Origin of the sequence: Streptomyces sp. NPDC004629 (assembly GCF_042873595.1) — a bacterium.
GTDB lineage: Bacteria > Actinomycetota > Actinomycetes > Streptomycetales > Streptomycetaceae > Streptomyces.
The window spans coordinates 263,084-290,019 of record NZ_JBIALO010000004.1 but is presented as its reverse complement, the minus strand read 5'-3'; the positions used below and the strand labels follow the sequence as shown (position 1 = coordinate 290,019).

The 26,936-nt window shown below is 72.3% G+C and carries 26 protein-coding genes and 1 pseudogene; 16 read left to right on the top strand and 11 right to left on the bottom strand.

Going from position 1 to position 26,936, the window contains the following annotated elements; all coding sequences use genetic code 11:
• The 16 genes and pseudogenes from ACFYTE_RS08440 (at nt 1) to ACFYTE_RS08365 (ending at nt 13,137) form a co-directional block, all read left to right on the top strand.
• Entirely contained in the window at nt 1-894 is an 894-nt protein-coding gene (locus ACFYTE_RS08440; RefSeq protein ID WP_388706602.1) for a metal ABC transporter ATP-binding protein, read from the top strand.
• Nucleotides 891-1,772, top strand: a complete 882-nt coding sequence (locus ACFYTE_RS08435) for a metal ABC transporter permease (protein ID WP_388706599.1) — start codon at nt 891-893, stop codon at nt 1,770-1,772. The genes ACFYTE_RS08440 and ACFYTE_RS08435 overlap by 4 nt, the downstream gene beginning before the upstream one ends.
• Before the next feature lie 213 nt (nt 1,773-1,985).
• Nucleotides 1,986-3,464, top strand: a complete 1,479-nt coding sequence (locus ACFYTE_RS08430) for a Y4yA family PLP-dependent enzyme (protein WP_388706814.1) — start codon at nt 1,986-1,988, stop codon at nt 3,462-3,464.
• Nucleotides 3,461-4,804 carry a pyridoxal-phosphate dependent enzyme gene (locus tag ACFYTE_RS08425; RefSeq protein WP_388706596.1) on the top strand — a complete coding sequence of 448 codons (1,344 nt, stop codon included), beginning with the start codon at nt 3,461-3,463 and terminating at the stop codon, nt 4,802-4,804. Before ACFYTE_RS08430 ends, ACFYTE_RS08425 begins: the two co-directional genes overlap by 4 nt.
• Before the next feature lie 5 nt (nt 4,805-4,809).
• A complete protein-coding gene (locus ACFYTE_RS08420; RefSeq protein WP_388706593.1) occupies nt 4,810-6,015 on the top strand; it encodes an aminotransferase class V-fold PLP-dependent enzyme in 1,206 nt (401 codons plus the stop codon).
• Nucleotides 6,016-6,095: 80 nt separating this feature from the next.
• On the top strand, nt 6,096-6,866 hold the full coding sequence (locus ACFYTE_RS08415; protein ID WP_388706590.1) for a class I SAM-dependent methyltransferase: 771 nt from the start codon (nt 6,096-6,098) through the stop codon (nt 6,864-6,866).
• 192 nt (nt 6,867-7,058) lie between these two features.
• Nucleotides 7,059-7,802 (top strand): class I SAM-dependent methyltransferase, encoded by a 744-nt coding sequence (locus ACFYTE_RS08410; RefSeq protein ID WP_388706587.1) that lies wholly within the window; start codon nt 7,059-7,061, stop codon nt 7,800-7,802.
• 253 nt (nt 7,803-8,055) lie between these two features.
• A complete protein-coding gene (locus ACFYTE_RS08405; protein WP_388706584.1) occupies nt 8,056-8,607 on the top strand; it encodes a TIGR03769 domain-containing protein in 552 nt (183 codons plus the stop codon).
• Complete coding sequence (locus tag ACFYTE_RS08400; protein WP_388706581.1) at nt 8,604-9,056, top strand: ATP-binding cassette domain-containing protein; 453 nt, start codon at nt 8,604-8,606, stop codon at nt 9,054-9,056. Before ACFYTE_RS08405 ends, ACFYTE_RS08400 begins: the two co-directional genes overlap by 4 nt.
• Complete coding sequence (locus tag ACFYTE_RS08395) at nt 8,975-9,160, top strand: ATP-binding cassette domain-containing protein (RefSeq protein ID WP_388706811.1); 186 nt, start codon at nt 8,975-8,977, stop codon at nt 9,158-9,160. Before ACFYTE_RS08400 ends, ACFYTE_RS08395 begins: the two co-directional genes overlap by 82 nt.
• Entirely contained in the window at nt 9,112-9,342 is a 231-nt protein-coding gene (locus ACFYTE_RS08390; protein WP_388706825.1) for a hypothetical protein, read from the top strand. Before ACFYTE_RS08395 ends, ACFYTE_RS08390 begins: the two co-directional genes overlap by 49 nt.
• A gap of 41 nt (nt 9,343-9,383) precedes the next feature.
• Nucleotides 9,384-9,833, top strand: a pseudogene (locus ACFYTE_RS08385) (metal ABC transporter permease); the annotation flags it as partial.
• Nucleotides 9,834-10,412: 579 nt separating this feature from the next.
• Nucleotides 10,413-11,018 carry an RNA polymerase sigma factor gene (locus ACFYTE_RS08380; protein ID WP_388706808.1) on the top strand — a complete coding sequence of 202 codons (606 nt, stop codon included), beginning with the start codon at nt 10,413-10,415 and terminating at the stop codon, nt 11,016-11,018.
• Nucleotides 11,015-12,064: a CU044_5270 family protein gene (locus tag ACFYTE_RS08375; protein WP_388706579.1), complete on the top strand. Its 1,050-nt coding sequence runs from the start codon at nt 11,015-11,017 to the stop codon at nt 12,062-12,064. Before ACFYTE_RS08380 ends, ACFYTE_RS08375 begins: the two co-directional genes overlap by 4 nt.
• Nucleotides 12,065-12,454: 390 nt before the next feature.
• Entirely contained in the window at nt 12,455-12,727 is a 273-nt protein-coding gene (locus tag ACFYTE_RS08370) for a CopG family transcriptional regulator (protein ID WP_388706576.1), read from the top strand.
• Nucleotides 12,724-13,137 (top strand): PIN domain-containing protein, encoded by a 414-nt coding sequence (locus ACFYTE_RS08365; protein ID WP_388706573.1) that lies wholly within the window; start codon nt 12,724-12,726, stop codon nt 13,135-13,137. Before ACFYTE_RS08370 ends, ACFYTE_RS08365 begins: the two co-directional genes overlap by 4 nt.
• A gap of 117 nt (nt 13,138-13,254) precedes the next feature.
• Here the strand turns inward: ACFYTE_RS08365 and ACFYTE_RS08360 are convergent, their stop codons facing one another.
• The 11 genes from ACFYTE_RS08360 to ACFYTE_RS08310 all read right to left on the bottom strand — a co-directional run bounded on the left by ACFYTE_RS08360 (nt 13,255) and on the right by ACFYTE_RS08310 (nt 26,460).
• Nucleotides 13,255-13,509 (bottom strand): hypothetical protein, encoded by a 255-nt coding sequence (locus ACFYTE_RS08360; protein ID WP_388706570.1) that lies wholly within the window; start codon nt 13,507-13,509, stop codon nt 13,255-13,257.
• Nucleotides 13,510-13,782: 273 nt separating this feature from the next.
• A complete protein-coding gene (locus ACFYTE_RS08355; RefSeq protein WP_388706567.1) occupies nt 13,783-14,007 on the bottom strand; it encodes a hypothetical protein in 225 nt (74 codons plus the stop codon).
• A 6-nt stretch (nt 14,008-14,013) separates the two neighbouring features.
• The gene (locus ACFYTE_RS08350; RefSeq protein ID WP_388706564.1) at nt 14,014-14,211 is read right to left on the bottom strand and encodes a hypothetical protein; all 198 of its coding nucleotides are present in this window, start codon (nt 14,209-14,211) and stop codon (nt 14,014-14,016) included.
• A 257-nt stretch (nt 14,212-14,468) separates the two neighbouring features.
• Entirely contained in the window at nt 14,469-15,728 is a 1,260-nt protein-coding gene (locus ACFYTE_RS08345) for a sulfite oxidase (protein WP_388706562.1), read from the bottom strand.
• Nucleotides 15,729-16,635: 907 nt separating this feature from the next.
• A complete protein-coding gene (locus ACFYTE_RS08340) occupies nt 16,636-18,795 on the bottom strand; it encodes an SWIM zinc finger family protein (protein WP_388706559.1) in 2,160 nt (719 codons plus the stop codon).
• Nucleotides 18,792-21,737 (bottom strand): SNF2-related protein, encoded by a 2,946-nt coding sequence (locus ACFYTE_RS08335; protein WP_388706555.1) that lies wholly within the window; start codon nt 21,735-21,737, stop codon nt 18,792-18,794. The genes ACFYTE_RS08340 and ACFYTE_RS08335 overlap by 4 nt, the downstream gene beginning before the upstream one ends.
• A gap of 109 nt (nt 21,738-21,846) precedes the next feature.
• On the bottom strand, nt 21,847-22,428 hold the full coding sequence (locus ACFYTE_RS08330; RefSeq protein ID WP_388706553.1) for a sugar kinase: 582 nt from the start codon (nt 22,426-22,428) through the stop codon (nt 21,847-21,849).
• On the bottom strand, nt 22,425-23,570 hold the full coding sequence (locus ACFYTE_RS08325; protein WP_388706551.1) for an ROK family glucokinase: 1,146 nt from the start codon (nt 23,568-23,570) through the stop codon (nt 22,425-22,427). The genes ACFYTE_RS08330 and ACFYTE_RS08325 overlap by 4 nt, the downstream gene beginning before the upstream one ends.
• Before the next feature lie 63 nt (nt 23,571-23,633).
• Nucleotides 23,634-24,425, bottom strand: a complete 792-nt coding sequence (locus ACFYTE_RS08320; protein WP_388706548.1) for an ATP-binding cassette domain-containing protein — start codon at nt 24,423-24,425, stop codon at nt 23,634-23,636.
• Nucleotides 24,422-25,459: an ABC transporter permease gene (locus ACFYTE_RS08315; protein ID WP_388706545.1), complete on the bottom strand. Its 1,038-nt coding sequence runs from the start codon at nt 25,457-25,459 to the stop codon at nt 24,422-24,424. The genes ACFYTE_RS08320 and ACFYTE_RS08315 overlap by 4 nt, the downstream gene beginning before the upstream one ends.
• A complete protein-coding gene (locus tag ACFYTE_RS08310) occupies nt 25,456-26,460 on the bottom strand; it encodes a sugar ABC transporter substrate-binding protein (RefSeq protein WP_388706542.1) in 1,005 nt (334 codons plus the stop codon). The genes ACFYTE_RS08315 and ACFYTE_RS08310 overlap by 4 nt, the downstream gene beginning before the upstream one ends.
• Nucleotides 26,461-26,936 lie beyond the last annotated feature (476 nt).

Below are 26,936 nucleotides of genomic sequence, written 5' to 3'. Positions count from 1 at the left end.
ATGGCCTCCGTGCCCCAGGCCCGCCAGGGCAGGGCCGAGACCGGCGGCACCGGCACCGGCACCGCGGCGCCGATCAGCCTGCGTGGCGCCGCCCTGTCGTACGGCGAGCGGGTCCTGTGGCACGACCTCGATCTCGATGTACGACCCGGGGAGTTCCTGGCCGTGCTCGGCCCGAACGGCTCGGGCAAGACCAGCCTCGTGCGGGCCCTGCTGGGCCGGCAGCCACTGTCCGCCGGAACACGGACCGTCCTCGGCCGAACTCCCCGCGAGGCCGCCCGGCACATCGGCTACGTCCCCCAGCAGGCCACCCTGTCCGCGCACGCGATGCTGCGCGCCCGCGACCTCGTGCGGTTCGGGATCGACGGGCACCGCTTCGGACCGCGGCTGCGGCCGGGCGCCGCCCGCAGGCGGGTGGACGAGATCCTCGAAGCCGTCGGGGCCACGGCCTACGCCGACGTCCCCCTCGGCCTGCTGTCCGGCGGCGAACGCCAGCGCGTGCGTATCGGTCAGGCCCTGGCGGCCGATCCGCGGATCCTGCTGTGCGACGAGCCGCTGCTCTCCCTCGACCTGCGCCACCAGCGGGCGGTCACCGAACTCGTGGACGCCCGGCGCCGCTCCCACAACACGGCGGTGGTCTTCGTGACCCACGAGATCAACCCGGTGCTCGACTTGGTGGACCGGGTGCTGTACCTGGCACCGGTCGGCCACCGTGTCGGCACACCGGAGGAGGTGCTGACCTCCGCGTCCCTGTCGGACTTGTACGGCACACAGGTCGACGTCGTACACGTCCACGGCCGGATCGTGGTCGTCGGAGTACCCGACGAGCCGATCGCACCCGCACCGCCCCACCACCACGCCTCCGGGGCGCACGAGACCGACGGAGTCCGCCCATGACGCTCGCCGACGGAATCTGGCACCAGATCTTCAGCTTCGACAACTACAGCGAACTCCTGGAGCTGGTTCGCAACTCCCTCATCGCCGGCGCCGCACTCGGCCTCGTCGGCGGCCTGGTCGGGGTCTTCGTCATCATGCGCGACCTGCCCTTCGCGGTCCACGGCATCAGCGAGCTGTCCTTCGCGGGCGCGTCTGCCGCGCTGCTGCTGGAGGTGAACGTCGTGGCGGGCTCGATCATCGGTTCGCTCGTCGCGGCCGGCACGATCGGCGTGCTGGGCGCGCGAGCCCGGGACCGCAACTCGGTGATCGGCATCCTCATGCCGTTCGGCCTGGGACTCGGCGTGCTCTTCCTCGCCCTCTACAAGGGCAGGGCGGCCAACAAGTTCGGCCTGCTCACGGGTCAGATCGTCGCCGTCGACACCCCGCAGATGAACTGGCTCCTCGGCACCTCGGCGCTGATCATGGTCGCACTGGCCGTTCTGTGGCGGCCACTGGCCTTCGCCAGCGCGGACCCGGATGTCGCCGAGGCCCGCGGCGTGCCGGTGCGGGCCGTGTCCGTCGCCTTCATGATCGTCCTCGGTCTCGCGGTCGCGCTGTCGGTGCAGGTCGTCGGCGCGCTGCTGGTTCTCACCCTCCTCGTCACCCCCGCCGCGGCCGCCGCCCGCATCACCGCCTCGCCGGTGCTGCTTCCGCTGCTCAGTGTGGTCTTCGCCGTGGTGTCGATCGAGGGCGGCATCCTGCTCGCCCTGGGCAGCAGCATCCCCATCAGCCCCTACGTCACGACGATCTCCTTCACCATCTACGTCGCCTGCCGGCTCGTCGGCACCTACCGCACGCGACGGTGGGGAGCCGGCAGGACAGTCCCGCAACCCGCCTGACCGGCGATCGGCACGCGTCACCCCCCATGCCGTGGCGGAGCTGCCGGGCATAGCGTGGCTTAAGGACAGTTGTAATGGGAAATGATGATCCCCGAACGATTGTCTGATCGGTTGCCGGTGCCCCACGGCGGTGTCGCTCGACCGCCGGGACCGCAACCGCCGGTGCACGGGGAGGGGCCTGTCGTGCGTGTGCCCTTGTATCTGCGACCACGACTGGAACCACCGCTCAGCTCGTTACTGGACCAAGTGCCCTTACTGCACTCCCTCGTCGACGCGCTCGGCTCCCCGCTCAATGTGCTGCTGCCCGACCGGATCGCCGAGAACGCCGAGCGCTTCAGCGGCGTCTACCGCAAGCATCACCTCACCGGCCGGGTGTACTTCGCGCACAAGGCGAACCGGTCCAGCTGCCTGGTGCGCCGGCTGTCGGCGGCCGAAACCGCGACGGTCGGCGTCGACGTCGCCTCGCTGGGCGAGCTGCAACATGTCCTGGGATGCGGTGTCACCCCGGACCGGATCATGGCCACCGGCCCGAAGGACCCGGAGTTTCTGTGGCTCGCCGCCCGTACCGGCGTCACCGTGAACATCGACTCGCCTGGCGAGCTTGATCAACTGGCAGAGCTGGTAGGCAAGTTCTCCTTACCTCGGGCTGATGTCCTGCTGCGGCTGTCCGGGTTCGAAACGGCCACCGGCCCTGGTGCGTCCGGTGTGAAGATGCTCTCTCGCCGCAGCCGCTTCGGTACGCCGTTGCGGGAGGTAAGCGCGCTGCTCGACACGGTCGAACGGCACCAGGACACCGTTCGGCTGACCGGTGTCGCCTACCACCTGGACACGAGCGGCCTGGTGGAGAAGGCGACCGCGTTGGAGCAGTGCGTCGCGGTCATGGACGAGTGCCGCGCCCGCGGGCTGGACCCGCGCGTCATCGACATCGGCGGCGGCTTCGGAGTCGGCTATCTCGCGGACGCCGGCCAGTGGGCGCGCTACACCACCGAGCTGGCGGGCGCGGTGCTGGGTACCCGCCCTGCCCTGACCTGGCGCGGACACGGCTACGGCCTGCGCAACGAAGGCGGCACGCTGCGCGGGGCGCCGGCGCTCTATCCGGCCCACCGGACCACGGCCGGCCCCGGCTATCTCGACGAACTCCTCTCCCATCCCGCCCCCTCCTCGGGCCGCCCACTCGGCGCCCTCCTCCTGGAACACCTCTACGACCTGTGCTGCGAACCGGGCCGCGCGCTCGTCGACCAGTGCGGGCTCTCGCTGGCGCGGGTGCTCGACGTGCGCCGCACAGGCCAGGACTCCGGTGACCTCCTGGTGCGCCTCGCCATGAACGCCGGCGACGTGAGCCTGGAAGAGCACGGCGTTCTCGTCGATCCCGTCCTTCTCCCCCGTACCGGAACGGCCGGGACGGAAGACGCGGGCGCCGGGGAGCCAGTGGGGGTCTACCTGGTCGGCAACCTGTGCCTGGAGGCCGATCTGATCACACGCCGGAAGGTGTTCCTGCCCCGGCTGCCGCGCACCGGCGATCTGCTGGCGTTCGCCAACACCGCGGGTTACGCCATGGACTTCCACGCCCACCGGGCGCAGCGGCAGCCGCTCGCCCGCACGGTCGCCGTCCAACGCGACGGGGACTCCTGGCGCTGGTGTCCGGACGAGGAGTACTGGCCGAACACACGGCCGAGAGGACCGGTTTCATGAGGTACGACAGCATCACGGAGGCCATCGGCAACACGCCGCTGGTACGCATCGATCCGGCCGTGCACGGCCTGCGCCACATCGACCTGTACGCCAAGCTGGAGATGCTCAACCCCTTCGGCTCGGTCAAGGACCGAGCCGCATGGAACATGGCGCGCCCCGGTCTCGCCGATGCGGCCGAGCGGGGAGCGACAGTCGTGGAACTGTCGAGCGGCAACACCGCCAAGGCACTGGCCCTGCTCGCGGGAATGCACGGGCTGCGGTTCAAGAGCGTCACCAACCGGATGCGGGTGCCGGAGATCAAGGAACTGCTTCTGCTGCTGGGCGCGGAGATCGAGGAGTTGCCGGGGCAGAGCGAGTGCCTCGACCCGACCGACACCGAGGACCCGCTGACCCGCTTCCACCAGGCCCTTGCTGGGGACGGCAGCGCCTATCTGCACACCGATCAGTACTTCAACCCGCGTAACACCGAGGCGCACGCGGCGGGCACCGGACCGGAGATCGTCAAGGATCTGGACGGCCGGGCACCCGACTGGTTCATCGCCTGCGTGGGCACCGCCGGTTCGTCGACCGGAGTGGCCCGGGCGCTGCGCGAGCAGGACCCCGGGGTACGGGTGGTCGGGCTGGTCGCCCACAAGTCGGACTTCATCCCCGGCATCCGCACCATCGACGAGGTCCACCAGGTGGGCCTCTTCGACCCGGCGACGTACGACACGATGGAGTCGGTGACCGCCGACGAGGCCATTGACGGCATGCTGACCCTGATCCGCCGCTGCGGACTGCTGGCCGGACCTACCGGCGGCGCCGCCTATCACGGCGCGGTACGGCATCTGCGTGCCATGGACGCACAGTTGGCTGCGTCGGGGACGGCGGACCGCCGGACGGCGGTCTTCATCGTCTGCGACCGGGCGGAAAGCTATCTGAGCTACGTACGGCAGCGCCGCCCCGAACTCCTGGGCCGGCCGCCCCGGAAGAACTCGACGAGAGCGCTCACCGACGCCGAGGTGCAGGCGGAGGCTCAGGTCGTCAACACCGACGACGCCTTGCGTTGGATCGCGGACGGGCAGCCCCGGCCGCTGGTGATCGACCTGCGCGGACCGCGGGCGTATACCGCACTGCACATCGACGGATCGGTCAACATCGTGGACGAGCTGTTCGACGAACTTGTGCGGGGCGGCCTGCCGTTCAGCAAACGGCAGCCGGTCCTGCTGGCCTGCCCGGTCGGCGAGAAGTCCGCCCGCTACGCCGCGCTGCTGACCCGCATGGGCCACCCGGATGTGCGCAGTCTGTCCGGCGGCATCGTCGCCTGGCGGGACGCGGGCGCCCCACTGGTCCGGGACTGACTCCCATGTTCCACGAGGGATTGAGCAATGAGCTGCAGGAGCTGTCCGGTTGGCAGCGAAAGCTACGGGAGCAGTACCCCATCATCACCGGCCACCCGGAGCTGGTCTATCTGGACAGCGCGGCCACCTCGCAGAAACCGCGCACCGTCCTCGACGCCGCGCAGGCGTATCTGACGACGGCCAACGCCAACGCCGGGCGGGGGACCTACCCGTGGGCCAACCGGACGACGGCGATGGTGGAACGCACCCGGCAGCACGTCAAGGCTTTCCTCGACGACCCCGCGCCCGAGCACTCCGGCGTCCATTTCACCAGCGGCACCACGGAGGGGCTGCGAGCCGTTGCCCGGGACTGGCTCACCGACCAGCTGACCGAAGGCGACGAGATCCTCGTCCCGTTCGCCGACCACCAGGCGAACCTGGAACCCTGGCTGGAGACCCAACGGCTGCTGGAACAGCGTGGCATCACCATGCGCCTGCGCGCCCTGCCGTACCAGACGGCCTCCGGAGACTACGACCACCGGGCCCTGACCGGGGTGATCGGCCCGCGTACCCGCTTCGTCGCCGCCACGCATATCCACCACGTCTACGGCGGCGACATGAACGTCCACCGCATCCGGGAAGCAGTCGGCCCCGACGTGCCGATCTGTCTCGACGCCGCCCAGAGCATCGGTCATCTGCCCGTGTCCGTGACCGAACTCGACGTGGACTTCGTGGTCTTCTCCGGGCACAAGGCGCTGGCCCTGCCCGGCTCCGGAGCCGTCTGGGCCCGCAACGCACGCGGGCGGCAGTTCCGGCCCGGCGGCTGGCACGGCACCCCCAACACCGTCGGCATCGCCGCCCTCGAAGCCGCGCTCGACTGGCTGGACACCGCGGGCACGGACCGGATCGCACGCTGGACCACCGCCCTGACAGCCCGGCTCACCGACCGGCTCCGCCACCTGGCCTCCTACGAGATCCTGGGCTGCCAGGCCAGCCTGGCAGCCGGCTCACCCGTGCAGCGGCGCCACGGCATCGTCACCTTCCGGCACCGCGACATCCCCTCCGACGACCTCGGCTTCATCTTGTTCAGCCATGGATTCATGGTGCGCGCGGACAGCCTGTGCCAGGCCGGCGCGGAGCGTCAGGACGGTTCGGTGCGGGTCAGCCTGCACGTGTACAACACGGCGGAGGAGGTCGACCGTCTGCTGTCCGTCCTCGGGACACTGGACTGAAAATGCTAGTGGAAACCGTTTCCACCTGTAGATTGCCGAACAGCACTGACGGGTGAGAGACGGAAGAGGCGCACGAACCGATGGGCGTGAGCATGGGGGCAGCCAAGCTGTGGGTGGAGCGCTGGGAACTCCAGCAGGAGCACTACGCCACCGACCGCGAAGAACGCTTCACTGTGATCGTCGACGCCGTCGAGCACGTGACGGCCGACCGCGCTCATCCGCTGATCCTCGACCTGGGCTGCGGCCCCGGCTCCCTGGCCGCCAGGCTCGCCGCGAGACTGCCGCAGGCAGAGATCGTCGCCGTCGACATGGACCCGCTGCTCCTGGAACTCGGCCGCACCCACCACGCGAGCGCCGCACGCTATGTGGACACCGTGATCGGAGCCGACGGATGGGCCGACACCCTCGGCCTGGACCGCCCCCTCGACGCGGCCGTCTCCACCACAGCCCTCCACTACCTCCCCGAACCGGCCCTGCTGCGCACCTACCAACAGCTCGCCGCACTCCTGCGCCCCGGCGGCGCCCTCATCAACGGCGACCACTTCACCCAGGCCGACCCCTATTGCGCCGCCCTCACCGCACACGTCGGCAGACGCCGTGCCGAGCGCTCACACACATGCCGCCACGAGGACTGGAAGTCCTGGTGGAATGCGGCCTCGCACGACCCGGAACTGACCGACCTGTTCACCCAACGCGAGCAGCGCCAGTCGGAACTCCGCACCATCGGCGGCAACGACAACGGCCTGACACTGGCCCGCCACACCGAGCTGCTGCGCCTAGCGGGCTTCCATCGCATCACGCCTGTCTGGCAGTTCGGCGACAGCCATGTCCTCGCCGCACTGAAGGACTGACGCCCGCCCCGAACCGCTTGCACGATCTCCGATTCGAGCCGGGTCACCGGCCGTGAACTCCGTCAGCGGTGTGGGGGAGTTGGCCATGAGTGCCCCTTGAGGAAGTTGCATCACCAGGAGCGACGCGTTCGACCTTGAACTCTCTGCAACTCCAGACGAAAATGACAATCGTGTTTATCTATGGCCCGGAGGGTGACCGTGCTCGATCCGTACGAACGCTCCGCCGAGTACCTGCACCCGCTGACGGCCGGGGCCTGGCAGTCCCTCGCCCCGGCACTGACCGGACTGCTCCACGCGGTGGAAGCGGAAGCCGGACCGGTGGTGGACCTCGGAGCCGGTACCGGCCGCGGGGTCGCGGCCATCTGCGACGCGCTGCCCGGCGACGAGCCCGTCATCGCGGTCGAACCCTCCGCCCCCATGCGCGCGGTGCTCCTCGCCCGTGTCCACGATGCCCCCGAACTCCGCAGCCGGGTCACCGTGCTGGCGGAGGACGCCGCGCACGCCGCCCTCCCGGAGGGTCTGCGAGCGATCGTCGCGCTGAACATGCTGGGGCACCTGCCGCCGGCCGAGCGTCGGGCCCTGTGGGCGAGCGCCGCACAGCGGCTCGCGCCCGGGGGCGCCCTCATCGTCAACGTCAGCCCGCCCACGCGGCCGGAGCGCGTTCCGCGCACCCGGATGGCTTCGGCCACCGTGGGCGCACTGCACTACGAGGGGTGGGCGAGCGCGGAGCCCTCGGGCGACGACGAGGTCACCTGGCGGATGGACTACCGCGTGCTGCGGGACGGTCTTCCGATGTCGGAGGTCACGGTCGACTACCGGTGGTGGGTGGCGAGCGAGAGCGAGCTGGCCGAGGAGACCTCCGAAGCCGGGCTCGTCATGCGACCCGCCGGTGATCCCCAGCTCGGGCTCAAGCTCCTCACCCGTCAGGGCGATTAGCGCCCGGCGCCCTGGCATCCGCCGCTGGACCCCTCCCCACGCACCGTATTTCGCACCTGCCGAAGTGAACGACTCGGGTCCCAGGACCGACAGAGTCGTGACCGCACGGCGCGCGGGCCTTCCGCCCCCTGACCCGCGCTCTCACCCTTTCGGGTTCCCTCGCTGCGGCCGTCGCGCTCGGCGGCCTCACGGCCATCCCGGCTCTCGCCGCGACCACGCTCAGCAGCGGCCACGTCGACGTGGTCGACGCCGAGTGGGACGGCACCGACCTGCACCTGCACGTCCACGACGAGGAGAACGCCACCGAGTACGAGCCGGCCGACGTGACGCTGTCCGTGCCGGCCGCCGCCAGAGTCGCCAACCCGGGCTACGGACCGCCACCGACGACTTCAGCGTCTACGAGGGCGCCGGCACCCGCTGGTACGACAGCAACACCGTCACCACCGGCTTCAAGTCGAAGACCTTCGGCGTCGGCACGCACAACCACGCCAACTGGGCCTTCGAGGAGGCCGGCACCTACCAGCTGACCTTCCGTGTGCGCGGTCGGCGGCGTCACCGAGTCCGCCACCGTGACGTACACCGTCGTCGTCAGCTCGTGATGGGAGCCCTGACGCGCGGAAGACGCGCCTTCACGGCCGCTGCTCTCACCGCGGCGACCGCGGTGCTGTTGGGCGCGGCAGGGCTGGTCGTCGCCGGCGGCAGCGGGGCGGCCCGCGCCGCCGTCGGTGCCGTCGTCCTCGACGAGGGCGAGCTGGACTTCGTACCCCGACTGGTCGACCGCACGGCCGGGAGGACCAACGCGTGACCCCTGTGGAGCCCCTTCTCCAGGCCCGGGACGCGAGCGTCGTCCTGGGCGGCAGGCCCGCCGTCCAGGAAACCCGGCTGGCCGTGCACCGGGGCGACCTGCTGGGCCTGCTGGGCCCCAACGGCGCGGGCAAGACCACCCTCCTGCGCGCCGTCCTCGGCCTGGTCCCCCTCTCAGGTGGCGACGTGCTGATCGACGGCCTGCCCCTGGGCCGCGCCCGGCACCTCGTCGGATACGTGCCCCAACGCCACGAGTTCGCCTGGGACTTCCCCTCGACATCTCGGGAGCGGTGCTGTCCGGCCGTACCCGCTCCATCGGCTGGCTGCGCCGGGCGCGGCCCGCCGACCGGGCCGCCGTCGACGAGGCGCTGGAACTGGTCTACCTCACCGCCCTGCGCCGACGCCCGATCGGGGAACTGTCCGGGGGGCAGCGCCAGCGCGTGCTCGTAGCCCGCGCGCTCGCGAGCGAGCCTCAACTACTGCTGCTGGACGAGCCTTCACCGGCGTGGACGTGCCCACACAGGAGCTGCTCAACGACCTCTTCGGCCGCCTGACCGCCGACGGCAAGGGCCTGCTGATGACCACCCACGACCTCGCCGCCGCAGCCCGCACCTGCACACGCGTGGCCCTTCTCAACCGCACGGTCGTCGCCAAGGGAGGCCCCCAACTGCTCGCCGACCCCGAGCAGATGCTGCGCGCCTTCGGCCTGGACACCGCGATCGGAGCCGCCGCGTGAGCGTCCTGGAGTTCCGCACCGACCCCTGGCACCTTCCCTTCATGCAACGGACGTTCGGTGTTGCCGTGATCACCGGCCTGGTGTGCGGGGTCGTCAGCGTGTTCTCCTCCTGCGCGTTCGGGCTCGGGATCGTGCTGGTGTCCACGCAGGACAGCTGGTCCACCGACCTGTCCTCGTTCCTGTTCGGGCAGGTCCTCGCGGTCGGCCCGGCGGACGTGTGGACGGCGGCGTGCGTCGGCGCGGTCCTGGTGACCGTCATGCTGCTGAGCAAGGAGCTGGTCGCCGTCAGCCTCGACCGCGAGACGGCCCGGGCCGCCGGACTCCCCGTCATGCGGCTCGACATGATCCTCTACACGGTGGTGACCGCCACGATCGTGATGTCCCTGGAGGCGGTCGGAAACATCCTCGTCCTGTCCCTCCTGATCACCCCGGCCGCCGCGGCACGCATGCTCACCGAACGACTGTGGGCGATGACCCTGCTGGCCTCCCTGCTCGGCGGCACGCACGCTGGCCGGGCTGTACGTCTCGTACGCCTGCGACCTCGCCGCCGGCGGCTCCATCGTCTGCGTCCTGACCGCCCTGTTCGCCCTGACCTGGTGCCTGGCACCGCGGCACGGGCTGGTGGCGCGGGCCCGGCGCCGGGGCAACTCCGAGACCTGGCGACCGGCCCGGGAAGAGACGGTCTCGGCCTGACCTGCCATCTGTTGCGCGCGGTTGAGACCGCCCGCCTGGGCCGACGCGCCCGCGCCGTTGATGACCACACCGCGGCGGGGTATGCCGGCGGACTCGATCGACGACAGCGCCATGCCCGGCCGGAGCCGGGTCCGCCCTCGGGCGCGGATCATCCGGGCGACCGCCCAGACGATGAGAGCGAGGAGGAACACGACGACGAACACCGACGACTGGACTGTCCCCCAGAGGGGCGACGGGGTCGTACGGTCAGTACCCTCCGGGAGGGACATGGCTTCTCGTCCAGTCGAGCCCTGTCGGAACGCCGGTGCGTGACACAGGCCACAGGAACTCCTCTGGTGTCGCGGAGAGAAGTGGTCGTGAGGGACTCAGAAAACGATGTGCGCCGCCGCGTGCGCGAGGGGGACCGCGAGGCGTTCGCCCAGCTGTACGAGGAGTTCGCCCGCGCCGTGTACAACCACGGGTTGCGGTTGACCGGCGACTGGTCGACAGCCGAAGAGATCATGTCCGAAACGTTCCTGGCCGCGTGGCGGACCCGGGCCCGGGTGCGCGAGGACGGCGGCTCCCTGCTGCCCTGGCTGCTGGGCATCGCCACCCACAAGGCGGACAACGCCCGCCGGGCACAGCGCAGACGTCGGCTGTTTCTGGCACGTCAGCCGCAGCCACGTGCGGAGGAGGACTTCGCGCCCCGGACGGTCGGGCGCATCGACGACGCCCGGCGCCTGCTGGCCGTGCATGCCGCCCTGGGGCGGCTGCGGCGCCAGGAACGGGAGGTACTGGCCCTGTGCGTGTGGTCCGGCCTGGACTACCGGCAGACGGCCGAAGCGCTGGGCATCGCCGTCGGCACCGTACGTTCCCGCCTTTCGCGTGCACGCAAGAAGCTCGCCCACCTCGCGGAAGAAGACCGGGAACCATCCGCCGCCCGCGGAGAGATGACAAGTGCGGCCGCGATCGCGGCCCTGCCCGTACGGGAGGAGCCCACATGAACGACAGGACCACCAGCGCTTCCCCGGAGCGCAACGGCGACCGCGAAGAGATCGCCCGCCTGCTGCCGGCCCCGGCCGACTGGGACCTTCCGCGCGAGCAGCACCTTCGTCACAAGGAACTGCTGATGCACCACATCGACCGAGCCCGGGCGACCCGTACCCGCCCGGCCGGCCCCCCGGCCCGCCGACTGCTGCGGCCCGCGATCCTGGCGCCGGCGACCGCGCTGACCCTGGCCTGCGCGCTGGCCGCGGGCATCGCCCTGAACGGCGGCGGCCGGGAGCCCTCCGGCACCGCCTCGCACCGTGCGGCCACGGACATGCGGCCCGCCGCGGCTCTCCTGGGCCGGATCTCCGCCGCCGCCGGGGAACGCACCACGCCCCCCGTGCGGGACGACCAGTTCGTCTATACCCGGGAGAAGACCCGTGGGGCCGACCTGACCAGCGGGAAGGCCGTCCTCGACCCACTGAAGGACCGAGAGGTGTGGTCCGCGCAGGAACCGGGGCCGCTGCACAAGCTGGGCCTGATCCGGGAGAACGGTGAGACTCTGCCGATCAACGCCGAACTCGGTGACACCGACGGCACCCCGGCCGGCATCAACCGACCCACCTACCGCTGGCTCAGCTCGCTGCCCACCGACCCCGACAAGCTGCTGGCCTATCTGTACGCCAAGACCCCGCAAGCCGAGGGCCGGGAACGTGACCAGGCGGTGTTCGAGCAGATCGGGTCCCTGCTCGGCGGGATGATGCCGCCCCGTACGGCCGCCGCCCTCTACCGGGCCGCGGCGAAGATCCCCGGCGTCACCCCGGCCCCGCAGGCCCACGACGCGATCGGCCGCCGGGGCCTCGGCATCGCCCGCGACGACACGCGCTACGGCATCCGCACCGAGTGGGTCTTCGACGAGAAGGACTTCTCCTTCCTCGGCTCGCGCAGCTATCTGACCAAGGACACCTCGTACGGAAAGGCCGGGACGCTGCTGTCCAGCGGGGCCGAGCTGGAACTCGCCGTCGTCGACAAGGCCGGCCAACAGCCCGCGGACAGGACATGAGGGGACAGGACATGAGGTTCGAGACCACGCGATGACCAGGGTCCCGGCCGCGGTGCGGTCGGGACGAGAAGCCGGTCCCGGTCGCGCCCCGACGCTCGTCCTGCCGCGGACGGCACCGGGCATCGAGGTACGCCGTAGCCTCCCCGGCGGCCGGGTCTGCTGCTGGTCGCCCAGCTGACCCAGCGGCGCGGAACGCGGCAGACCCCGGGGGCAAGACGATCTGGTGCGAACAGAGCCTGCCGACCGGCGTGCGGCCCCCACACCGGGTCGCACAGGGACGGGACCCCTACAGGGGAAGATCACTGACGGGCCGGCACCCGATCCGCCGCCCCGTATCCGAGGCGAGCCTGTTCCGGGATCAAAGGGAGGATCAGCGGTAGGATAGATAGCATGAGTGAGCCTACCGGCAAGTACTCGATCACCATGCCTCGCGACATCGCGGAAGCGGCCAAGGCCCGCAGCGGCCCGTCCGGCCTGTCTGCCTACGTCGCCGCAGCTGTTGCCCGCCAGGTCGAACGCGACAACCTCAACGAAATCATCGCGGTCGCCGAAGCCGAGCACGGCCCGGTCACGGACGAGGAGGTCCAGGCGCTGCGCGACCAGCTCCACCAGGCCCGCCGCCAGCAGACCGAGCAGATGCGAGGCGGGACGAGCGCCGCATGACCCGCTCCCCCGCCGCACCCGGCGGCACCCTCGTCCTGGACAGCGAGGGCCTGGCCAAGGCCGTCCTGCGGGACCGCGCTGTCACTGGATGGCTTGCTCTGGCCCGCGCCGACGACCTGCGGGTGATCACCTCCGCGGCCACTCTGGTGGAGGTCGTCCACCCCCGGATCAACCGCCCCGCGCTGGAGTGGACCCTCTCCCGCCTCGTCGTGGAACCCGTCACCGAGCCGATCGCCCGGCACGCCGCCGCCCTCCTCGCCGACGCCGGCCTGCACGGCCACAAGTACGCCATCGACGCCATGCTCAGCGCCACCGCCCTCGCCGCCCCCGGACCGGTCACAGCCCTGACCTCCGATCCGGAAGATCTCACCGCGCTGTGCGGCGGACGCGTCACTGTGATCAAAATCTGACCTGACGGGCTCCTCGATGACATGACCGTTCGCCCCAGACCCTGGAGCGGCGCCGGAACGTGCATCCAACTCCCCGAAGCTGAAGCGGGTTCCGCGAGGCGAACCCGGCTTTGCGCCTCAAGCGCCATCAGGTCGTAGCGCCGCACGCGGGACTCGATTGCCGAGCGGAAGCCGTCGCGTTCGTCCGGGCGTCGGTATGCGGAACTTCATGGCGCTCGCCTTGAGGGCGCGGCGCAGGTCGCGATGGACCGCGCCGGTCTCTTTGCTGGCGTAGTCGGCCGTGCCGCAGCGCGTCACGATCTGGTCGGACAGCGCGATCGCGACGTAGTCGGGTGGCGGCTCCGCGAAGATCCTCGACGCCTTTCTTGACACGGCGCCCGGCTCGCCGTCCCCATCCGTGCGGGTCGGCCCGGGCGCCGGGGCGGCGTCCGCGGCCGTCGCGCGGCGACGGGCGTCAACGGGTGGCGTCGTGGCGGGAGTCGCCCGGCGGGCCGGCCGGTGCAGGGAGCCGGTGCAGGGAGCGGGCCGCCGCCCGGCGGGATGCTCACGACGCGCGGGCTGTCACACAATGGTCGGGTCCGGGCCCCGCCCGGAGGGGATCCCGGCCCGATTCCGGCGGGCCGGGATCCCCGTCGGACGGCCGGCTCAGAACTTGCCGTCACGGTCCTTGACCACCCGGAAGCTGCCCACCACTGCGTCCTCGTCGAAGAAGCCGTCATTGGACCGCGGGTTCACGCCGTCGCTGGAGCTGTGCGGCCCGACCGTGGCGATGGGAGCGCCGTTGTCGCAGACCGCCCCGCGGAAGACCTCGACGGTACGGCGGGTGTCGTTGCGGATGTTCAGGCTCTTGGCGCCCAGGCCGCTGACCACGGTGATTCAACCACCCGGGTGGGCGGAGTACGGCCGCTCATTGATGTGGATCAGGCCCTCCTCCTCGAAGCCCTTGCCTCTGCCCTCGTTGCCCTTTCCGGAACCGCCGAAGGGCGCCTGGGCGGGGGCCACCTGGGCCGGAACGGAGGCGGCCGAGGCGTAGGTGATGCCGGCGGTGACGGCAGTGGAGCGGGTCATCAGCATGCAACGTCTCCTGTCTGAGAGAGGGCCGGCTCGCAGCCGACGCATGACTGAACGCACAAACAGCTCCCATGACTGTCATGTCGGATATATCGCCAGGCCCTCGCCGGAGAGCCGAACGAGGGACCGGCGGCACCAGCACTTGCCCTCGTCGGCAGCCGACGACATGTCAAGTTCCTTGAAAACAAAGGGCTTGACGGGGAGTTAGCCCTTTGTGGTGATTATCTGATGAATGGTCACCCCTTCGATGAGAGGACGCGTCACACCACCTTCACCGGGTGCCGGACCACCGCGTCGAAGAGGTAGCCCTGTGTGTTGGGCGTCGTGGCGCCGGGCTGGGTGCGGCCCGCGGAGTCGGTAGCGCGGGCCAGCAGGGCGTACGCGCCCGGGGCCGGCGGACGCCAGTCGGTGGACCAGCGGACCCAGCCGGCCCGGCGCGGCGCGTCGTGCAGCCGGGCCCGCCGCCAGGTCGCGCCGCCGTCGGTGCTGACATCGACCCGGACGATGCCGCCGGCCCCGGACCAGGAGCGCCCCGTGAGCCGGTGCTCGGTGGCATCAAGGCTCGCGTCCCACTCCAGCTCCCAGGCGCTCTTGACGGTCTGCCGGGTCAGCGGCGCGCTGCCGCCCTCCGGGTACGCGTCGCCGAACAGCCGGTAGAAGTCGGTGTTCCAGGGCGAGTACAGCGGCTGCGCCGACACCTCGATGTCGCCGACCCACTTGATCGAGGCGATGCCGATCCAGGAGGGCACCAGGACCCGCACGGGGTGGCCGTGATCGTACGGCAGCGGTTCGCCGTTCATCTCGTAGGCGAGCAGCACGTCGTCGAGCGCCTTGGACAGCGGCAGCGGGCGCCGCACCGGGCCGAGGTCGGTGCCGTCGGCCGTGACGTAGTCGGGATCGAGGCCGCGTGGCATGACGTCGACCGCGTGAGGGCCGAGCCCGGCCCGGCGCAGGACGTCGGCGAGCCGGACACCGGTCCAGCGGGCCGTCCCGATCGCGCCGAGCGTCCAGGCCGTGCCGGCGACGGTGTCGCCCTGCTGGCTGGTGAACAGGCTGCGCCCGTTGCCCGCGCACTCCACGAAGGCGGTGCGGGTGACTTTGGGCAGCCGCTTGAGGTCGTCGAGGGAGAACTCGACGGTCCGGCGGTGGACGAGGCCGTCGCCCCGGACGGTGAGGGTCCACTCGGCGGCGTCCAGGACGGGGGTGGAGGTGTGGTTGCGGACGAAGAAGTGGTCGACGGGGGTGTGGTAGCCGGTGCCCGCGAGGGCGGCGAACCTGGTCTCGGCGTTGGTGCCGCGCACGGTGAACCACGCCTCGGGGAGGGGTTTGACGATGCCGGCGGCGGCCGTCGCGGGCGTGGCGAGGGCGGTGGGCGCGGCCGTGGCGGCGAGCCCGGCCGCCGCCACGAGACGGAGCATGTCGCGCCGGGAGACCCCGTCGGCACGGGCCTCACCGGCGAGCCACTGGCGCAGCCTGCGCCGGTCGTAGGCGGATTCACGGGCGGATTCGGGGGTGCGCATGGGTACGGGCCTGCCTTTCGGGCGGGGGCGGTACGCGGACGGGGGCGGTACGCGGACGGCGGCGACTCGACCGGGACGAACGGGCCACGGCCCGGATCGGCACGGGGCTCGGCAAGGACGCGTTCGGGGAGGTCGCTCGGGGCGCGGAACGGGCCGTGGGGAAAGGGCCGTTCAGACGATGACGATCAACAACAACAGCGAGGGGACGCGAGCGCGCGGAACCGCGGTGCGGCGGGGCGGCGTCGGCTGCTGATCACCCGGCCCATGGTACGAGGCCGCGGGCCGGGCCGACGGGTAATCCGACGGAATCGGCGCGGGGGAGAAACTGATGGAGCCGACCGTCGGCACCCCGCCTCAGAAACCCGCCGGGGTGACCTGGACCGCTTCCGGGACGCGGATCCACACCAGGCCCGGCCTCACAACACCAGGTGCCGCGGGCCGACACCAGGTGCCGCGGGCCGACAGCAGGCGCTCGGGGCGGCATCGGGAGGGGGGCAGGAGCGGAAGGGCGGGCGACAGTGGGCGCGCAGCACGGCCGGGCGGCGGCCCTCCCGCGGCTCCTGATCGCCGTCCGACGGTGCGACCGGCGGCATTCGGGGGGTGTGTGGGGGCGGCAGTGGGCGCGTGGGGGTGGCAGCGGGAGGGCGGGGCGGCAGTGGGCGCGCAGGAGGGCGCTCCGGGGCGGCAGCGGGCGGGCCCCGTCGGGATCGGGCGCGCCAGGGTCAGTCGGCGTACGGGATGCCCAAAGCGATCAGGCGCCGACGGAATCCGGGCCCGACGCTGCCGCGGAACAACACCTCGCACGCAAGGCGACAGTGGGCGCACAGGAGGGCGCTCCGGGGCGGCAGCGTCAGCCGGCCGCCCCGGCGCGACAGCGGGCGCCCAGGGCGGCAGTGGGGTGGTGGGGTCAGCTGGCGTGTGGGGTGCCCAGGCCGGTCAGGGCGCCGACGGGGTCAGGGTCTGGGGTGCCGCGGGGCCACCAGTCATCGTGGCCCGGTTCCGCTTCGTAGGCGTACCACAGGCCGTCCCGGCCCAGGCGGAGTTGGACCTGGCCCTGCGGGTGGGTGAGGTGGTTGCGCCAGGGGCGGAACGCGGGCAGGTCGGCGGCGAGCAGCAGCGGCCGGGCCCGGTCGAAGCGGCCCGCCGGCGGGTCCCAGGGCTCCTCCAGGGTCGCGAGCCCGTCCCGTCCGCCCTGCCGCCAGGCCGCGACCGCGCGCGCCAGCTCGGCGGGGGTGCGGCCCGCGGCGGCTGCCAGCGCGGAGTAGAGCGCGCGGGCGGCGGCGGTCAGGCCGGAACCGGGGCGGGCCGCGGCCAGCCGCACCGCGTCCTGCCACAGCGTCAGCTCGCCGACCGTGTCCCGCCCGGTGGACAGCAGCGCGTGCGCGCGGGCGGCGGCGTCCGTCGCCAGCTGGTCCAGGACGAAGGGGTCGGGGCCGCCCGGCGCCGCCGGGTAGACCGGGGGCTGCTCGGGGTGCGCGGGCGGCGGCAACGGCGCCGGGAGCGGGGGGAGTTCGCGCGCGGCCAGGGCCTCGGCGGCCCGTACGCCGGGCAGCGGGCGCGGCTGCCGGTCCTGCGCGGCGCGGGCCGCGGCGGTGGCGCTGCGGCGGGACAGCGCGTCGAGCAGTTGGCGTTCGCCACGGCCGCGCAGCAGGAGCAGGACGAAGGGGTCGGCGTCCAGCAGCCGTGCCGTCTGGTAGCAGAGGGCGGCGGCGTGCTTGCAGGGGTGGCCCGAGTCGGGGCAGCTGCATCGCGGGGCGAGGTCGCCGGCGCCGGGCAGCAGCGCGGCTCCGGCCTCGGCGAGGGACACGGGCAGTTGCCGGTCGAGCAGCGCGGCGATGCGGCCGGGTTGTTCGGCGGCGGCGTCGAGGAACCGCTCCCAGTCCGCCTCGTCGAACGTGCGCAAGCGCACCTGCACCCGGTAGGGTCGCGGTCGGCTGCCCCGCACATAGGCCAGCACGAGTCCCGGTGTCACGGTGATCGCGTCCACGTGCCCCTGTTCGGCGTACCCTCGGCCGCGCGCCAGCCGCTTGGCATCCAGCGTGCCCCGCTCCAGAGCCTCGATCCAGGCATGGCCCCACCAGGTGGCGGCGAAGGGCGCGTCCGGGCCGTCCGATGGCGTCCGGCCGGGAAACGCCGGGAAGGTGCGGCGCAGTTCACCGTCGCGGTGCGGGGTGGCCATGGTCCGGGGAAGGCGGGGCGGACCCGTCCGGGTTCCCTGATCGGTCACGGTGTGATCGGTGGCGGGGGTGCCGGATGGTGCCGGAGCGGGGTGCGCGGCGGGCGGTGGTGCGGACGGCCGGGGCTGTTCGCCGATCCCGCGTGGTTCCCGGCGGGCCGCTCGAAGGGCGTGCCGGGCCGCGTCCGCGGGGCGGCCCGCGGACCGGGCGTGAGGGCCGGCCGGACGACCGGTGTCCGGGGTGGCTTCGCCGGCGGGAGACGGGGCCGTGTCCGGCACGTCGTCCGTGGCGGAGCGCGCCCCGTCGGGGTCGTCCCGTCGCACCGCCGCCCCGATGACGCCGTCGCCCTCGTCCGCCCGCCGGTCACCGCGCCCGTCACGGTCCGCGGACGCGGCCGGCCTGATCGCGGCCCGGGCCGCGTCGCCGGGCCTCGGCCGCCGCGCGGGAGGGTCGCCCCCGCCGTCGGTGCCGCAAGGCGCCGCGCCGGCACCGAAAGCGGCTCCGCGCGGCACGTCCTCCGTCGCCTTCGCAGCAGCCGCGCGCGGACGCTGCTCCGCCGCACGCATGGCGCTCCCGCGCGCCGGCCGCTCCGCCGCCTCGGCAGACGCCGCTCGCGCCGGCCCCTCCACCACCTCGGCAGACGCCGCTCGCGAGGGCGTCCCCGCCGCCTCCGAAGGCACCGCTCGCGCCGGCGTCCGGGCCGCTCCCGAAGCCGCCCCGCGTGCCGTCCCCCGCGAGAGCGTCTGCGCCTCTTCCGCAGCCGTGCCGCGCGGTTCTTCCCCCGCCGGGCCGGGAGCCGGGCGCTGGGGTGCGCCGTCGCCGGACCGCTCCCGTGCGGCTCGCAGGGCGCGGCGGGCGATGTCGGCGGGGCGTTCCCGGTCGGCCGTCATGACGTCCTCCGTAGTGACACCAGGTCGGACAGCTCACGATCCGTCAGCTCCGTGAGTGCCGATTCACCGGAGCCGAGGATCGCGTCCGCCAGGGCGCGCTTGGCCTCCAGCATCCGGGCGATGCGGTCCTCGACCGTGCCTTCGGTGACCAGGCGGTGGACCTGCACCGGCTGGGTCTGCCCGATGCGGTAGGCGCGGTCGGTGGCCTGTTCCTCGACGGCCGGGTTCCACCAGCGGTCGAAGTGGACGACATGGCCCGCGCGCGTGAGGTTCAGGCCGGTGCCGGCGGCCTTGAGGGAGAGCACGAGGACCGGGGTCGCCCCGCTCTGGAACCGGTCCACCATACGTTCGCGCTCCGGTACCGGTGTGCCGCCGTGCAGGAGGTCCACGGGGACCGCGCGGGCGCCCAGGTGGGCGGTGATCAGCCGGGCCATCCCGACGTACTGGGTGAAGACGAGGGCCGAGCCGTCCTCGGCCAGCAAGGTGTCCAACAGCTCGTCGAGCAGGGCCAGTTTGCCGGAGCGCGCGGCCAGGCGGTCGCCGGGCGGCGGCTCCTTCAGGTACAGCGCGGGATGGTCGCAGATCTGTTTGAGCGCGCCGAGCAGCTTGAGAACCAGGCCGCGGCGGGCGATGCCCTCCGCCGTCTCGATGGCGAGCATCGACTCACGCACCACCGCCTCGTACAGCGCGGCCTGTTCCCGGGTGAGCGGCACCGGATGGTCCGTCTCCGTCTTGGGCGGCAGTTCGGGGACGATGCCGGGGTCGGACTTCTTGCGGCGCAGCAGGAAGGGCCGGACCAGACGGGCCAGCCGGTCCACCGCCTCCTGGTCCTCGCCGTTCTCCACCGCGCGCGCGTGCCGGGCGCGGAAGGACTTCAGCGGACCGAGGAGTCCGGGCGTCGTCCAGTCGAGCAGTGCCCACAGTTCGGACAGGTTGTTCTCGACCGGGGTGCCGGTGAGGGCGACGCGCGCGGCCGTCGGGACGGTGCGCAGGGCCTTGGCCGTGGCCGAGTACGGGTTCTTGACGTGCTGTGCCTCGTCCGCGACGACCATGCCCCACGGCTGTTCGGCGAGGCGGGGCGCGGTCGAGCGCAGGGTGCCGTACGTGGTGAGGACGAAGCCGCCGGCCAGGCCGTCGAGGGTGCGGTCCGGTCCGTGGAAGCGGCGGACCGGGACACCGGGCGCGAACCGGGCGATCTCCCGCTGCCAGTTGCCGAGCAGGGAGGCGGGACAGATCACGAGGGTGGGTTGGTCACGGGCCCGCTTCAGATGCAGCGCGATGACCGTGATCGTCTTGCCGAGGCCCATGTCGTCGGCGAGGCAGCCGCCGAGGCCCAGGGAGGTCATCAGGTCGAGCCAGGCCAGCCCGCGCAGTTGGTAGTCGCGCAGGGTGGCGTGCAGTCCGGCGGGCGGCCGGGCGGGGCGGATCCCGGCCGTGAGGCGGTCGCGGAGTGCCGCCAGCGCGCCGACCGGCACCGCCTCGACGCTCTCCCCGTCGACCTCCGCGGTGCCGGTGAGCGCCACGGACAGCGCGTCGACCGGGTCGAGCAGGCCCAGTTCGCGCTTGCGGGCCTTGCGGACCAGCGCGGGGTCGACGAGCACCCAGCTGTCGCGGAGCCGGACGACGGGGCGGTGCGCCTCGGCGAGCGCGTCCATCTCGGTCTCGCTGAGCGGATCGCCGCCGAGGGCCAACTGCCAGCGGAACTGGAGCAGTTCCTCGCTCTCGAAGAAGCCGGTGCCGTCGGTGGCCGAGCCGGGCGCGGAGCGCACCACCGCGGTGGCGGTCAGGTCCTGCGCCAGGTCCCGGGGCCAGTGCACGGCGACCCCGGCCGCCGCGAGCCGGGTGGCCGCCACGCCGAGGAGGTCGCCCAGTTCCCCCTCGGACAGGGCGAGTACGTCGGGCACGTCCTGTTCGGCGAGCCGGTCCAGGGGCGGCCATACGCGGGCCGCGCGGCGGACGGCGAGGGCCGCGTCCACGCGCGCGCGTGGCCCGAACGCCGTATCGGCCTCCCCCGCCCTCAGGGCGGCGGCGTCGGCCACCAGGGTGGGGTCGGCGAGGCTGTGCACCTGGACGATCGCGGCGCCCGCGCCGCGGGTGCCGTCGCCGCCGGGGCCGGTGTCGAAGAGGTCGTACGCCGACAGGTCGAGGCGGAGCGAGATCCGCACGCCCGCGTCCATGCCCGCGGCGACCTCCGCCGCCCAGTCGTGGGCGTCGGGCAGCAGGTGGGGTTCCCGGGCGGCGAAGGGGCCGCCGGAGGCGTAGGGGGCGGCCGGGGTGCGGGGCAGCGTGTCGGCGACCGCGTCCAGGAAGGAGCGCACCAGCGCTTCGGGCTCGGGCAGCCGGAGCGGGCCGGGGCCGGGCAGCGGCACGGCGTGGCCCTCGGCGGGGAGGGCGGCGGCGACGGCGCGCAGGTGGGCGATGTCGTCGGGCTCCAGGGGGCCGGCCCGCCAGGCGTCGTGCCCGGCGGGGGTCAGGCCGGGCAGCAGCCGGCCGCGGGCGGCGAGCCGCAGCGCGTGCAGGGCCGCCGCGCCCCAGCAGGCCGTCGCCGGGTGAGCGGCCGGATGGTGGCGGGCCCGCACGAGCAGCGGGAGGGCCACGTCGAGCGGCAGGGTCAGCGCGGGTACCGTCCGGCGGCGCACGCTCGCGCCGTGCGGTCGTACGACGGTCAGCTCGTCATGGCCCACGAGAGTCGGCTCGTCGCGGCGCACCAAGGTCGGCTCGTCGTGGCGTGGGCCCGCCGGCCGCCGGTGGTCGGCGGCCGGGTGCGGCTGGGTCGCCGCGGGCGCCGTGGGCAGAGGGCCGCCGTCGGGGTCCCAGAAGGCGATCCGGCCCTCGCGCGGGAGCGGCGCGGGAAGGTAGACGGCGGCGAGCCGCACCGGGACGGGACCCTCGCTCCGTCCGGGTCCCCCGGTTCGCTCGGCCACCGCGGCCGTGTCGCTCATACGTCCTGCCACCTCCCGCCCGTGCGTCGGACCAGACGTCTTCGACTGTACGGGCGGGGTCTGACAGTCGGCCCCGGCGGCCACGGGAACGGGAAGGTCGCCGGGGTCGTCAGGGCACTGTGCGCGAGACGACGTAGACCATCGGGTAGGTCGGGTCGGACATGTTCACGATCACGTCCTGGCTGGGCGCCGGGTTCTTCTGCTTGCGGGTGAAGCCCGACCACGTGCCGGGGCCCGTGAAGTCCCAGCCGGTGATCTTCTGGTCGCGGCCGCTGATGGGGAGTTCGTCGGGCTTCAGGTCGTCCCGCTGCATGCCGAGCGCCTGCAGATAGCTGTCGAGTCCCGCGTCGGTGGTGCGGAACTGGACGTAGAGCCTGCTGGTCTTCCAGTTGTTGGTCTCGTAGTAGGCGACCTGGTCCGCCGGGTGCGGGACGTTCACCTGGTAGAGCCGGCGCTGCACCTTCGACGGCCAGCCCGCGCTGAGACCGGTCGCCGAGTACTTCGCCTCCTTGGCCTTGCCGCTGTCGCGGCTCTGGGCGGCGGAGATCACCAGATAGCCGGCCGGTACGCCGATGAGCAGCCCGATGATCAGCAGGGTGAGCGCCCGGCGGCGGGCCTTGCGGCCCGGACTCTCGGCGGGCCGTTCCTGCGTGTCGGGCGGCTCGGGCTGGCGCGGCAGGGAAGCGGTCATGCGGTGTCCCGGGGGCGGCGGGCCTCCGCGTACCGTTCGTAGCGTTCGTAACGCTCCACCCGGCGGCGCTTGGCCCGGCGGAAGCGGCGGGCGACCAGCCGGGCGAGGTCGGCGGCGCCGACCATGCCGGCCTCGGGGCCGAGCTGGGCGCGGGTGATGCGGGCCTCGGGGCGGTAGCCGCGGCCGGTGAGATGGCGTTTGAAGGCGTCACGGGCGGGGCCGATCAGCAGGTCGTCGGCGGCCGATACACCGCCGCCGATCACGAAGCAGGACGGGTCGAGGGCGGCCGCCAGGTTGGCGATGCCGACGCCCAGCCACTGGCCGATGTCCTGGAGCAGTTCGACGCACATCGCGTCGCCCTCGCGGGCCAGTTCGGTGATCATCGGGCCGGTGATGTCGCCGATGTTGCCCTTGACGTGCTCGATGATCCCGTACGCCACCGGGGAGTCGGCGGCGGCGAGTTCCCTGGCCTCGCGGACCAGCGCGTTGCCCGAGCTGTACTGCTCCCAGCAGCCGCGGTTGCCGCACGGGCAGCGGTGGCCGCCGGGCACGACCTGCATATGGCCGAACTCGCCCGCGACACCGTATTTACCCCGCTTGACCTGGCCGTCCTCCAGGATGGCGCCGCCGATGCCGGTGCCCAGCGTGATCATGACGAGGTGGTCCTCGCCGCGGCCGGCGCCGAAGCGCCACTCGGCCCAGGCGGCGGAGTTGGCGTCGTTGTCGACCAGGACGGGCACGGCGAGCCGGCCGGCCAGCCGGTCGCGCAGCGGCTCGTTGCGCCAGGACAGGTGGGGGGCGAACAGCACGCGGTTGCGGTCGGCGTCGACCCAGCCCGCCGCGCCGATACCCACCGCGTGCACGTCGTGCCGGTCGGACAGATCGAGGACCAGTTCGACGATCGTGTCCTCGACGACCTTGGGACTCTTGGACTTGTCCGGGGTCTCCGTGCGCAGCCGCTCCAGGATGTTGCCGTCGGCGTCGACGACGCCCGCCATGACCTTCGTGCCGCCGATGTCGATGCCCACGGTGGGCACCCGGGGGGCGGTCAGGTGGGACCGGCGTTCTCGCGTGCCGACCGTGCGCAGGACGGGGGCTCTGCGGGAGCCGATGGGGGCCGTGAGGTCGCGGTAGGTGCTCATCAGGGCCGATTCTGCCTCACCGCGGGGCGGGTGCGGTACGGGGACCTGATGGGGCCCGGTGGCTCAACCACGCCGCAGTTCGTGGCGCAGGGCCTCCAGGTCGGCTCCGCCCGCCATCTGACCGGTCAGCTCGTCCAGGGTGATCTCGTCCCGTGTGTGGTGGCCCACCATGGTGCCGCGCCGCAGCAGCACGAACCGGTCCCCCACCAGATACGCGTGGTGCGGGTTATGGGTGATCAAGATGACACCCAGACCCTGGTCACGTGCTGCCGCCACATATTTGAGGACCACACCGGACTGCTTCACCCCCAGTGCGGCGGTCGGTTCGTCCAGGACCAGGACCTTGGCGCCGAAGTACACCGCCCGTGCGATCGCCACACACTGGCGTTCACCACCGGACAGCGTTCCGATCGGCTGGTCGACGTCCCTCAGGTCGATGCCCATGCGCAGCAGTTCGGCGTGGGTGGTGCGGCGCATCAGGTCGACGTCCAGGCGTTTGAACGGGCCGAAGCCGGTCCGCGGCTCCGAGCCGAGGAAGAAGTTGCGCCACACCGGCATCAGGCCGACCACGGCGAGGTCCTGGTAGACCGTGGCGATGCCGCGGTCCAGGGCGTCGCGTGGGGAGGCGAGGCGTGTCTCCTCGCCCTCGATGCGCAGGGTTCCGCCGTCGTGCCCGTGCAGGCCCGCGACGATCTTGATCAGGGTCGACTTGCCCGCGCCGTTGTCGCCGAGGACGCATGTGACCTCGCCGGGGTGGACCTCCAGCGAGACGCCCTCCAGGGCGCGGACGTTGCCGTAGTGCTTGCTGACGTCGGACAGCTCCACGAGGGGCGTGCGCGTCTTGTTCCGGGTCATGGGGTGGCCTCCGCGCGCTTGCGGACCCAGGCGTTGAGCAGGGTCGCGAGGAGCAGCATGGCTCCGAGGAAGAACTTGAACCAGTCGGGGTTCCACTCGGCGAAGACGATGCCCTTGCTCGTCATGCCGAACAGGAGCGCGCCGACCGCCGCGCCGATCGCGCTGCCGTATCCGCCGGTGATGAGGCAGCCGCCGATGACGGCCGCGATGATGTAGATCAACTCGTTGCCGACGCCCTCCCCGGACTGGACGACGTCGTACGAGAAGAGCAGGTGCTGGCCGGAGATCCAGGCGCCGAAGGCCACGCCCATGTAGAGGCCGATCCTGGTCTTCTCGACGGGGACGCCGACGGCACGGGCCGCGTCCTTGTTGCCGCCCACCGCGAAGATCCAGTTGCCGGCGCGGGTGCGCAGCAGGATCCAGGAGGCGACGGCGACCAGGGCCAGCCACCACACGATGGTGATCTTGAAGTCGACGCCGCCGAGGGTCAGCGTCGAGGCGAACAGGGCGCGGGCGGCCGGAAAGCCCTCCATGTCGGCGATGGTCTTGGTCGAGACGGTGCCGTCGATCAGCTTGGTGAAGCCGAGGTTCATGCCGGTCAGCATCAGGAAGGTGCCCAGCGTGACGATGAAGCTGGGCAGCCGGGTGCGGGTGAGCACGAAGCCGTTGAAGAAGCCGATCGCGAGTGTGGCGAGGAGGGAGACACCGGCACCGACCCAGACGTTCGCCGTCATCTGATAGCTGAACATCGACGAGATCAGGGCGGAGGACGTCACCATGACCCCGGCGGACAGGTCGAACTCGCCGCCGATCATCAGGAGCGCGACGGGGACCGCCATGATGCCGATCGTCGAGGACGCGTACAGGACCGTGCTCAGACTGGTCGCGCGCAGGAACCCGTCGGCGGCGACGGCGAAGAACAGGAAGACGGCGAGCGCGCCGACCACGGAGCCCAGTTCGGGGCGGCCCAGCAGGCCGCGCAGCGGCGAGGTCCGCAGAATCCTTTCATCAGAGGAGGTCGGCAGCGCGCTCATCGGGTGCCCCGCTTCGTGTAATCCGTCAGCTTCGCCGCCTCGTCCTTGGTGACGATCTGCGGCCCGGTCAGCACCGGCCGGCCGCCGCCGAGGACATCGCCGTTGTACTTGTACGCCCACAGCAGGTCGACGGCCTCGTAGCCCTGGAGCCAGGGCTGCTGGTCGACCGCGAATCCGAGGCTGCCGTCCTGCAGCCCGGCGACGACCTTGGCATTGAGGTCGAAGGTGTCGATCTCGGCCTTGCTGCCCGTGTCCGACCGTGCCTTGGCCGCGGTGTCCGCGTAGGGCGCGCCCAGCGTGACTACGGCGTCGACGGACGTGTCGGCCTGGAGCCGGGCCCCGATCGCGGACTGCACGTCGGGCATGTTGGTGCCGTTGACGTAGAGGTTGTCGACCGAGCCGCGGAAGGTCTCGGCGACGCCGGCGCAGCGCTGCTCGTGGCCGACGTTGCCCTGCTCGTGCAGGATGCACAGGACCTTCTTGCGGCCGCGCTCGTTCAGCTCCTCGCCGACGGCCTCGCCGGCCACGCTCTCGTCCTGCCCGATGTGCGCGAGGGCGCCGAACGCCTTGGACTTCGCCGAGCCCGAGTTGACCGTGATCACCGGGATGCCGGCCTTCTCGGCGCGGGCCAGGGCCGACTTCAGCGCGTCGGGCTTGGCCAGGCTGACGATGATCCCGTCGACCTTCTTGTCGACGGCCGCGTCCACGAGCTGCGCCTGCTGCTGGGCCTCGTCGTCGTGCGAGTACAGGAAGTCGATGTTGTCCTTGGCGGCGGCCTGTTTGGCGCCGTTCTGCACGATGTCCCAGAACGTGTCGCCGTCACCCGAGTGGGTGATCATCGCGAAGGTCCAGCGGGGGGTGTCCACCGCCGTCCTGCCCTGGGCCGCCGCGGCCTCGCGGGCGTCCTCGGCCCGTTTGCCGCCGGTGCTGCTGCACCCGGCGAGGGTCGCGCCCAGCGCCCCCGCCACCGCGATGCCTACCCAGGTCCGAAACCGTGCCACGAGGCCGTGCCCTTCTTGCCGTGCTCTGCTTGCCGTGCTCTGCTTGCCGTGCTCTGACGTACGCGAGGGGCCGCCGGTGATCGGGCCGGCAGCCCCAAACGTCCTATTGTCGGACACGGGAATCACGGGTTCCGCGGCGGGGAGGGGCCGACCGGTCCGATTGTCCGGACATTGCGACGAATCCGGCCGTCCGGCCGGGAGTGCGGGAGGGCCGCCGCGACGGGGCGGGCGGCCGGGCCATGCCGTCCGGGCTCGCACGAACTGCCCGCCGGGCCCTACGAGTTGCCCGCCCAGGCCGTACGGGCTGCCTCCCAGGCCGTACGAGTCGCTGCCCCAGCCCTACGAGTCGCCCGCCCGAGCCGTACGGTCTGCCAACCAGGCCATACGAGTCGCCCGCCCCAGCCGTACGGGCCGCCGCCCAGGCCGTACGAACTGCACTCCGGAGCGGTACGAGCCGCCGTTCGGGCCGGGCAAGG